12 protein-coding genes and 2 pseudogenes are annotated in these 8,887 nt (G+C 61.2%); 10 read left to right on the forward strand and 4 right to left on the reverse strand.

Translation table 11 applies throughout. The features are described from left to right. Positions 1 to 331: 331 nt before the first annotated feature. The 3 genes from N554_RS0129520 (at position 332) to N554_RS42780 (ending at position 2,298) form a co-directional block, all read left to right on the forward strand. Positions 332 to 568: an antitoxin gene (locus N554_RS0129520; RefSeq protein WP_029586752.1), complete on the forward strand. Its 237-nt coding sequence runs from the start codon at positions 332 to 334 to the stop codon at positions 566 to 568. An 8-nt stretch (positions 569 to 576) separates the two neighbouring features. Next, complete coding sequence (locus tag N554_RS0129525; RefSeq protein WP_029586753.1) at positions 577 to 966, forward strand: type II toxin-antitoxin system VapC family toxin; 390 nt, start codon at positions 577 to 579, stop codon at positions 964 to 966. A gap of 1,206 nt (positions 967 to 2,172) precedes the next feature. Then, positions 2,173 to 2,298, forward strand: coding sequence for a hypothetical protein (locus tag N554_RS42780; protein WP_256378767.1), 126 nt, complete (start codon positions 2,173 to 2,175; stop codon positions 2,296 to 2,298). Between the two features lie 372 nt (positions 2,299 to 2,670). Here N554_RS42780 and N554_RS0129545 read toward each other — a convergent pair whose 3' ends face one another. The 3 genes from N554_RS0129545 to N554_RS36660 all read right to left on the reverse strand — a co-directional run bounded on the left by N554_RS0129545 (position 2,671) and on the right by N554_RS36660 (position 4,051). Next, complete coding sequence (locus N554_RS0129545; RefSeq protein ID WP_156042183.1) at positions 2,671 to 3,138, reverse strand: hypothetical protein; 468 nt, start codon at positions 3,136 to 3,138, stop codon at positions 2,671 to 2,673. A gap of 182 nt (positions 3,139 to 3,320) precedes the next feature. After that, entirely contained in the window at positions 3,321 to 3,878 is a 558-nt protein-coding gene (locus N554_RS0129550) for a hypothetical protein (RefSeq protein WP_036054542.1), read from the reverse strand. Continuing rightward, the gene (locus N554_RS36660; RefSeq protein WP_156042184.1) at positions 3,875 to 4,051 is read right to left on the reverse strand and encodes a hypothetical protein; all 177 of its coding nucleotides are present in this window, start codon (positions 4,049 to 4,051) and stop codon (positions 3,875 to 3,877) included. Before N554_RS36660 ends, N554_RS0129550 begins: the two co-directional genes overlap by 4 nt. Positions 4,052 to 4,213: 162 nt before the next feature. Between N554_RS36660 and N554_RS37630 the strand changes: the two genes are divergently transcribed. From N554_RS37630 to N554_RS0129590, 7 genes and pseudogenes are all read left to right on the forward strand, one after another. Further along, positions 4,214 to 4,678 (forward strand): hypothetical protein, encoded by a 465-nt coding sequence (locus N554_RS37630; protein ID WP_051677780.1) that lies wholly within the window; start codon positions 4,214 to 4,216, stop codon positions 4,676 to 4,678. After that, entirely contained in the window at positions 4,623 to 5,594 is a 972-nt protein-coding gene (locus N554_RS0129560; protein ID WP_029586756.1) for a hypothetical protein, read from the forward strand. Before N554_RS37630 ends, N554_RS0129560 begins: the two co-directional genes overlap by 56 nt. 19 nt (positions 5,595 to 5,613) lie before the next feature. Further along, positions 5,614 to 5,798 (forward strand): annotated as a pseudogene (locus tag N554_RS42465) (SOS response-associated peptidase); the annotation flags it as partial. Positions 5,799 to 5,996: 198 nt separating this feature from the next. Continuing rightward, positions 5,997 to 6,812, forward strand: a complete 816-nt coding sequence (locus tag N554_RS0129570; protein WP_029586757.1) for a Hint domain-containing protein — start codon at positions 5,997 to 5,999, stop codon at positions 6,810 to 6,812. A gap of 40 nt (positions 6,813 to 6,852) precedes the next feature. Further along, positions 6,853 to 7,029, forward strand: a pseudogene (locus N554_RS37635) (SOS response-associated peptidase); the annotation flags it as partial. A 413-nt stretch (positions 7,030 to 7,442) separates the two neighbouring features. Continuing rightward, a complete protein-coding gene (locus tag N554_RS36670; RefSeq protein ID WP_245283755.1) occupies positions 7,443 to 7,697 on the forward strand; it encodes an ATP-dependent DNA ligase in 255 nt (84 codons plus the stop codon). 143 nt (positions 7,698 to 7,840) lie between these two features. Continuing rightward, complete coding sequence (locus tag N554_RS0129590; protein ID WP_036054546.1) at positions 7,841 to 8,287, forward strand: hypothetical protein; 447 nt, start codon at positions 7,841 to 7,843, stop codon at positions 8,285 to 8,287. 188 nt (positions 8,288 to 8,475) lie between these two features. On the opposite strand, the gene N554_RS41300 is transcribed toward N554_RS0129590, so the two are convergent. After that, positions 8,476 to 8,887 (reverse strand): hypothetical protein (locus N554_RS41300; RefSeq protein WP_197033797.1); only part of this gene is annotated, 412 nt, incomplete at its 5' end.

Raw genomic sequence — 8,887 nt, forward strand, 5'->3', positions numbered from 1 at the left:
CGTTCGTCCGCGCGCCGCCTGACCGCTCACGGGGTTCGCTCAATGGATGGCCCCGCCCTGCGATTGCGTTTCGCGCCCGACGCTGCCGCGTCCACCGCATCCCGTACCCAACGTTCGCGACGATCATGATACGCCCCTCTGAAGGACGGGATGGCGGAGATATGCAGCTGATTTGGGGTTTCGGAAAAGCAGAATATTTTTGCAAGAGGGGCTGGACACGAAATTCGGTGGTGATTTGCCCGACAGGCAACCGGCTGCAGAAGAGCGGAAATGCCCTTGCAGCAGGACTCAAATCGACATATGTCTATGGCATATGCTTAAGGGACGTCCGATGGCCGACCAGCGCCACGTCAAGCTATTCCGCAACGGCCGCAACCAGGCGGTCCGTATTCCCGTCGAATTCGAACTGCCGGGCGACGAGGCGATCATGCACCGCGACGGCGATCGCCTGGTGATCGAACCGGTGCGCAAGCGCGGACTGGTTGCGTTGCTCAAGTCGATGAAGCCGATCGACGAGAGCTTTCCCGAGATCGACGACCCCGTGCCGCCGCCGGAGCGCGTGCTTTGACGCTTTACATGCTGGACACCAATATCATCTCCGACCTGGTCAGAAACCCGCGGGGCAAAGCCGCGAAGCAAATCGCCAGACGAGGCGAGGGCAATATATGCACCAGCATTATCGTGGCGGCGGAATTGCGCTATGGCTGCGCGAAGAGCGGTTCAACGCGGTTGCTCAAGGCGGTCGAAGACCTGCTCGCCGAAATGGATATCCTCCCATTTGACGTTCCCGCCGATACCGAATACGGCGGCATCCGCGCCGAGCTGGAAACGGCCGGAAAGCCCATTGGAGCGAACGATCTCCTGATCGCCGCGCACGCCACCGCGACCGGCGCCACCATCGTGAGCGCCAACACCGCCGAGTTCAAACGCATTCGCGGCTTGAAGGTCGAGAATTGGCTTTCTTGAGCAAAGCACCAGGCCAATTAGAACGTATTGCCTCTCTCCCCGGAGACGAATTCGTCTTGCCTCCGTCGCTGACGAATTGATGGCCTATCGAAAGCCCGGTTGGGCTCGAAAAACCTCCGCCAGCTTGACACCAGCAACGGGTGCCAGGACCACACGACTTGAAGTCTAGCGATTTTTTGCCCTTGGGGAAAACTCTAGAAACCTCTGCGAATTAAGGGTTTCTATGGATTGGCGGCCCGCGCCGGGCTGCTGGCGGAAACGCGCCGGGCCCTAATAGGCCCTAGTTTCACATCCTGCCGTTTGGGCGAGAGTTGGGGCTGCGCCCGGAACGGCTTGATCTGGTCGGGCTGCGCTCCGGTGGCGCGTGGGCCGCCTGTGCGCTGGCGCGGCTTGCCCGGTGGTCCGTAGCCCTGCCGCTGCGGCGCGTTGTACGGCCTTCCTGCGGCCCTCTCGATGCTGACCTGCCCGATGTCTGCCGCCTGTCGTCGTCGCGAGCGGTCCCCCTGTTGATGTGGATCAATGTAGGCCGAGCCGGGGTGGATGCACTGGCAGATGGTTCATCCAGTCAGGGAGGTTTGACATGAGCGCAATTATGAAGTCGGAAGCGATCTCTCGTCGGAAGGCCCTTTCTCTGGTGGGTTTTGCAGCTGCGTTCGGCCTCGCGGCGGCTCCTACGGTACTGGCAGTATCCGAAGCTGAGGCCCAAACAATTGGTATGGAGCGGCGTCAGGACCGACGTACAGGGCGGCAACAGCGGCGTGACGACCGTCGCACGGGGCGCACCGACCGACGTGAGGAGCGGCGCACAGGTACGACTACGGGCGCAGCTCCAGCGGCGACAACTCCCGGCGCAGCTAAGTAATTTCACTGGCCCCGGCGAGGTCATGACGGTGCGCCTGACCGGAGCCGCGCGGATACCGTGTAACGGCAGCTAACGCGCCCGCTAACGGATTGCGGCATCAACTTGTCCGAGCGGTCGGTCGCGCCCATCGATACCGCTCTGCAACTCGCCATCCGGCGTTGCCCGGCTCAAACGCGCGGCTGGTATCATCGCGGATGACCAGATGCCGCCACGACGGTCGCTTGCCGACATCGGCATAGCCCCTTCAATTCCCCGGCCAGCTATGCGAGCTTCACCGAAAACGCTGGCGACTAATACCGCTGGATGATGCAGCGTCTCGGCGGCGCACTAACGGGAGGCGTGTCATGGATTTTTTCGGCGGACTGACTATTGGCCTCGTCATCGGCGGCAACCTCGGTGCATTGATGATGGCGGTGGTTGCCGTTGGCAAGATCGACGACATCAGGCACGGGCGGCACGACGAAGCATGAGCCGCACGGATGACGCTGGTGGGGACCGTCAAAGATGGCGAACCATCCGCATCGGTCATCAGGGTCCTTCTGAGGGCGTGAATTAATGCGGGGACCGCGCGACGGCCCCGCGTAAATATATTTACAGTTTTTCATTCCCGCCTTTATTTTATGCCGGTTGGTACACAAAGGCGGGTGCGCGATCTGGCGCATGTCGAGCGTCGAGACCGCGATCTTCGTCGCGGCGGTCGCCATCGCGGTCGCGCTGCTAGCGCTGCTGCTGGCGCGTTGACCCGCAGCGGCGCGGTGTGGAAGAAATCGCGGCTCCCGATGATCGAGGGGGCGACAATGGATCGTTCGGAGGTGTTGCAGTCACCGCGCCGAAGCACGTGGTTAGAATTCTATTTTCGCCGCAGCCCAACGCTTATCGGGACTGGAATAGGTTTCACGTTTAAGCTTGTTCAGCCGCAAGTCCTCGTCGTGAGTGATGACCGCTATTTTCCATTTCCGTTTGCAGTGGCGGTCCATCCATCCCTTTGTCAACTTCCCCTTTTTGTACGTGGCCAGCACTTCGCGGGCGAAATCTCGCCGGGGCGTGCCGTGTTCAACCCGCAGGTACAGGCCATATTTGCCTTTTAGGTTAGCCGCCTTGGCTTTACGCGCAGCCTTGGACCAGTGGTCAAATTGATCTGCGTGGTCCGGGCTAACATGGCCAAGCACGCGGAATTTTCCGTACATGTTTGTAAGTTGCTCAAGCAGGCGGATCGCGATGTTTTCCGTCATGCCTGTTTTTCTTAATTCAATAACATGACGGCAGGTCATTTTGATTTGAAGAAGCGTCGGGGCATTTTTGGTGGCCATGATGGTTATGCCCGCTGCCGACTAGATGGGGACTGCGCGCGCACCCTGAAACACTGCCAACATCGCAAAACGGATTTCCTTCGCAGCCCCCTCAACCCCGGCGCGGAGTGTACGCCCGCAGCCGCACAAATAGAAGTCAGGGCTAGTCGAACCTTCAGCCCATGACCTTCCTTTGCGCGTGATCATTTGCCCTGCTGCTTGATCGCCCACAGCCGATAGGCTTCGTCTTCGTAGGGATCATCAGCGGTCGGCGGCGGTATCAGCTTCGCACCTTCCTTGCGGAAATGATCGAGACCACGGCCCAGCTTTTTCCCGGCGATGGTGTGCCGATCGTTGGCCCAGTCCGGGATTGTCGGGACGAAACCCTCCAGCATCGACCGAAGCCCGACAGCCGCAGCGAAGTGATCGCCTTCACGGCTCTTTTTGGCGCGCGACATCAGCCTGATCGCATTGCCTATGGCCATCCGCGATGCGCCCGGCTTCTCCGCGTCGTACCATCGCATTGCCTGCGCGACGGCGGTGGCGACGAACGGCACGATGGCCGGGTTCTCCTGCGTGTCGATATCTTCGTGAGAGATGATCTCAAGGCGTTTGCAGACCATGCTGTGGAACGCCTTCGAGGTGTGGATCAACTCGACGGCGAATTGCATCGCTTCGCGCTCCATGCCGCGCCTGATCGCCTTCTGCATCGCTGAGACACAGGCCATCGCGGGAAGGCCGTTGCGGGTATCGGGGATCACTGGCTTGCTCCGTCTAGCGAGACGGGGCCGACAACGATGGTCACGCCCGCTACCTTTGCCGCGACGAGCGCGCGGGCCTGTTCAAGCGAATAGGCGTGGATGATGAACAGCGGCTTCGGGACGTTCTGGCCGGGGACCTGCTGAAAGACCGTGAAGGGCTTGGGGTTTCGCACTGGCTTGCTCCTGTGGCTGGTTGGTGTTCGTCCGTTCAGCCACCGAAGTTGCCCGCAGTAAAACATTGTTTTCATTCGGAAATTCATTATCCAACATTGTTTCGGGCCTACCAGCCATAGGGCGATTTGCGCTGGGCGCGGCGACCGGCTTTGATGGTCCCCATGGCCTCGAACCAGACCCCGCTCACGCACCGCCGCGATCCGCACCGCTCCGACTGCTGGCTGATCCATTTCGGCGACGTGCATGTCGGGAGCATCGCCCGCGCGGTCGGCACACCCGGAGCCGCCGAGCGGTGGGCTTGGTTCTGTGGTTTCTATCCGGGCTCGAACCCGGGCGAACAGCGCGGCGGAACAGCAGCGACATTCGATCAGGCGCACGCGGACTTCGAGAAAGCATGGATGGTTGTTTTCGGCGAGACGCACCGAGGCCGACTATCAGTCATGGCGCGATCAGCGCGACTGGACGGCACGGAAATATGCAATGTGGGAGCGGGGCGAACGGCTCCCGTCGCACCAGGCCAACCGATGAAATACGCCACCAGTCGCCCCTTCGCCGACCCGGACAACGGGGTTGCTGCAGGACGGAAAGGTTATCGAGGGCGGCGGCGAGGCCAAGCCGATGGTTGACGTCAAGGCGTCCTGCCTTTGCGGGAGCGGACAACCGGCCGAAAAATGCCACCTCGATTGGGACGGTCGACTGCGGAAGCAAATGCCGTCGCTGACACCGCCGGGCGCGATCACGAAATTCTCACACCCGAGCTGCTATCTGCGAGGAACGCAAAACTGTTCCGAGGACATCTCGCGCGAACACTACGTATCGAAATCGGTTCTCGATCAGATCGGCAGCACGCTCCGGGTCACCGGCATGCCATGGCTCGGTGTAGACGAAGCCCTCGAAACCTCTGTGGCGAGCCTGACGGCAAAGATACTCTGCAGCCGCCATAACGAGACGCTGGGACCGCTGGACCAGGAGGCCGCCCTCATTTTCGGCAAGCTCCGCCTGGCCCTGACCGATCTCGATCGCAAGACATTATCGCGCAAGCCGATATTGCACCTTGTGAGCGGCGAGATGCTCGAACTCTGGATGCTCAAGGTTGCCTGCGGGATCTTTTACTCGGTCGGAGGAGTGGAAAACGGACAGCGACTTTCTGCGGTCAGCAAAATTGACCTCGACAAGGTCAGTCGCGCTTTCTTCGAGGACCGATGGGACGAGCGTGCGGGCCTATATTTCAGGGGCGACATCGGCCAGGGCTTCAAGGTCAGTCTCGATGTTGCTGTCGCGCCGCTGCGCGATCCGGAAACCGCCACCTATTGCGGCGTGCGCATGGAGCTGCAAGGCATGTTGCTCGATTTCCTGTTCGACAGCTCGACAACCGGACCGTGGCCGTGGCCCGGTTTTACCCGAAGGCCCTCGGAACTGATTTTTCAGCGGGGACCGCGAACGCACGGGCTTGTTCTCAGCTGGCCGCCGGGAACCCCTGACATTGGCGTCCGACTTAAACACGGCAAGGGTCCACCGCGAGAGCGTTTGTCATTTGCCTGAAAAGCGCGAACATCCCTCAATGTGCAATCTCTACTCCATCACGACGAACCAAGCCGCCATCGCCGCGCTTTTTCGCGTCGTCAATCGCTACGTCGGCAACCTCGCGCCGATGACAGGCGTCTTTCCGGATTATCCGGGCCGGTGGTTCGCAATGCCGGCAACGAGCGCGAGATGGTCTTGATGCGGTGGGGTAAGCCGCCGCCTACCGGCGCGTAACTCGCCAACGTCGCGTGACGTTAAGGGGGTCGAGGATCGTTCGGTCGTATGCTGCCCGCATTTGCTCCGTCACGCCCTCTGAAAGAGGTACCTCGCAAGAACAAAGGGAACTCGCATCAACCTAATTGACGCAACAGCCGGCTTGGATGACCCTAAGGCCGTATTGTACCGCCGCAGGAGGCTGCCGTGTCTGCTTCCAATAACCAACACCCGCTTAGCCCCGCACGCCGTCACTTCATAGGTGCGTCCGCCGCGTTTGTCGCCAAAGTAGCTGGTATCGCAGCTCTCGCATCCATAGCCGCGCCGCCGAGTTCTCAAGCCAAACCCGGTAACGGTGGAGGCTGGGGTCAGGGTTCAGGCGGCGGTCGCGGTCACTGCTTCCTCAAGGGCACGCGCATCCTGACTTCGCGTGGCGAGGCACGGATCGAGGATCTTAGAATTGGCGATCTCGTCAAAACAATGCGCGGCGAGGATTTGCCGGTAAAATGGATCGGGCGGAACGCCTTTAGACGGAGTGGCGCTTCTTGGCCCAAGAGCGTCGTGCCAATCCGCGTCTCGCGCTTCGCCATCGACGATCACACGCCTCACACCGACCTTTATCTCTCGCCGGGACATGCCCTTTTTATCGACGGCTTCCTCATGGAGGTGAGGGATCTCGTAAACGGGGCGTCCATCGCGCCGGCTGCGCCGCCGGACATGGAAACCATCGAATATTTCAACATTGTCCTCAACACACAGGAAGTGATCTGGGCCGAGGGGGCTCCCGTCGAGACCTTCGGTGGGGGAAATCTTGACCTGTTCACAAACTTTTTCGAGTACAAGCGCCTCTACCCGAATGACCCTTGCTTGGCAATTCCATTGGTCGCGCCGAACCTGAGTAGAGGGCGAGCGCACTTGCACGCTTTGCTCGGGCTCGGAGCGTCATACTTCATCGACGTGCGTGATCCTCTTCAAGAGGCTTATGAGCAGTTCGCAGCGCGTGCCAAGGAACTCGCCGCATAATCAGCACAGCGCAACAGATGCAACCGTCGCCGAAAGCGATGTCGCACCTATCCACCCCAAAGCCATGCCGGTGATCTTGACGACGGACGAAGAGCGCGACGTTTGGATGCGCGCACCGTGGGATGAGGCCGAGGCGCTGCAGCGGCCATTGCCGGATGACGCGCTCAGGATCGTGGCGCGCGGTGCCGACAAAGAGGATCGCGCGGCGGCAGCATGAATGCCGCGCGAGCGCTTCAAGCTGTACGTCGATGAGAACTTGCCCTGAAGAAGGCATCAACCTTCACGGGTTCGCCGGTATCTTGCCAGAACAGTTTTTGACCGAGGCTAGCCGCCACCGCGAGCCGTGGTTATCCGTTGCATTGGCGATGATTTCGCCGTCTTCGTTCACAATGTCTCTCATGTGCCCTCCGTGTTGCTCTTGTCCGCCCCGTTGCCTGAGCGCTCCAAGATCGTGGCCATGATGGTGTCGCATTTCGCCTGAAACCAGCTTCTCCAATCAGGTTGTGCAGCGTGGCGTCGCGGATGATGCTCCCGGCTGGGAATGCTTCGTCAATCTTCGGCATCACCAACGCGGCTCCGACCAGCCGAGTTCCTCTATCCAGTTCAACATCGTGCCTGCCGTTGAAGGCGGTGCCACCCCCGTCCGGCCCGCTCTGGGTTCACGAAATCAAGCACGATGGCTACCGGCTGATGGTGCGCCGGGATGGCTCGCGCGTCCGCTGCTTCGCCCGCAACGGCCATGACTGGGCGGACCGCTTCCCGGCCATCGTTGACGCTGCCAACCGCATCCAGGCATCGTCGTTCCTGATCAACGGCGAGGCCGTGATCGCCCGCGACGACGGCACGCCGGATTTCCATGCGCTGCGGACCGACCATCAGGGCTGACGGAGGACGCATATCCGGCGGAGGGTGTGATTGGTTCGAAGCCCTCGTAAGCCGGAAGGAGTAGGCGCGGCGCCGCGCCATCTTGCGTTTGCCCAAGGCTGTCCTAGCCTGTGGGTCTCTCCTAACAGCTGACGGAGGAGAACATGCGTACCCTCAGAATGGTATTGGTAGGCGGATTTGCCGGAGCCTTGATGGCCGGCAACGTCGCGACGCTTTATGCGGCTCCTTTGCCGACCAACGTGGCAAGCATGAAATCAATGGTTGCCGACAATTCGATCCAGATCCGGTGGGGCGGCTGGCGCGGCGGCGGATGGGGATACAGAGGTTTCGGAGGCTGGGGTCCTCGAGGTGGGGGTTGGGCAGCGGGCGCGTTAGCTGGTGCCTTAATCGGTGGCGCGATCGCGAGCAGCGCATATGGCTACTATGGCGGCCCGTACTACGGCGGCTACTACCCCGGCCCGTATTACGGCGGCTACTATCCCGCCTACGGCTATTATCCGGTCGACTATGGTTGGCAAGCAATCCAGGAACCTGGGGCCGCCCGCTTCTACAGACCTTACGGATACGGCGGGCCCTGGGGCTATTGGTGAGCGGGCCGGAGCGATCGGACGGGCGGCACACCCTGCGCCAGCAGAGCGCGCCGCCCTGACGTGCTGCCGGGCAGCATGACCCGGAAGCGTGGTTCGTGTTAAGGGTGGCGCGGGAGATGGTCGCCCAATCCCGCGCCCGTGCATGCCGGGGAGATGCAGGCAGCAGCCCCCGGCAGCACGATCGGTGTTCATCGCCGCACGCCGATGATGTTGAACGCATGCTCCGGGCTGGTGCCCGACCTGTTGGTGCGCGGAGCCGTCACCAAGCGCACCTGCAAGATCGCCTGCGGTGCGCAGTCGCTGCGATGCTCACTCGGCAGCTTGTCGGCCTGTGCTTGCCACACCAGACGCGCTTCATCGTACTCGACCGCCAACAGATCGCCCATCACGACGGCGGCACGGGTCTCGCGCTCGGTGGCTGACAATGCGGCGGCGTCATCGGCTTCCTCTGACACCAAGGTATCCAAGCTGGCGAGCAGTGCATCCTTGTGAACGAACGCAAACCATGCGAGCACATCAGGCACTTCGGTGACCGCAAATGATGGCACTTGGGCATTGACGATCGACCCTTGCAGCCGCTGCATGGGCCAGACCACTGAT

The sequence above is a fragment of the Bradyrhizobium sp. URHD0069 genome, assembly GCF_000701345.1.
In the GTDB taxonomy this organism is placed as follows: domain Bacteria; phylum Pseudomonadota; class Alphaproteobacteria; order Rhizobiales; family Xanthobacteraceae; genus Bradyrhizobium.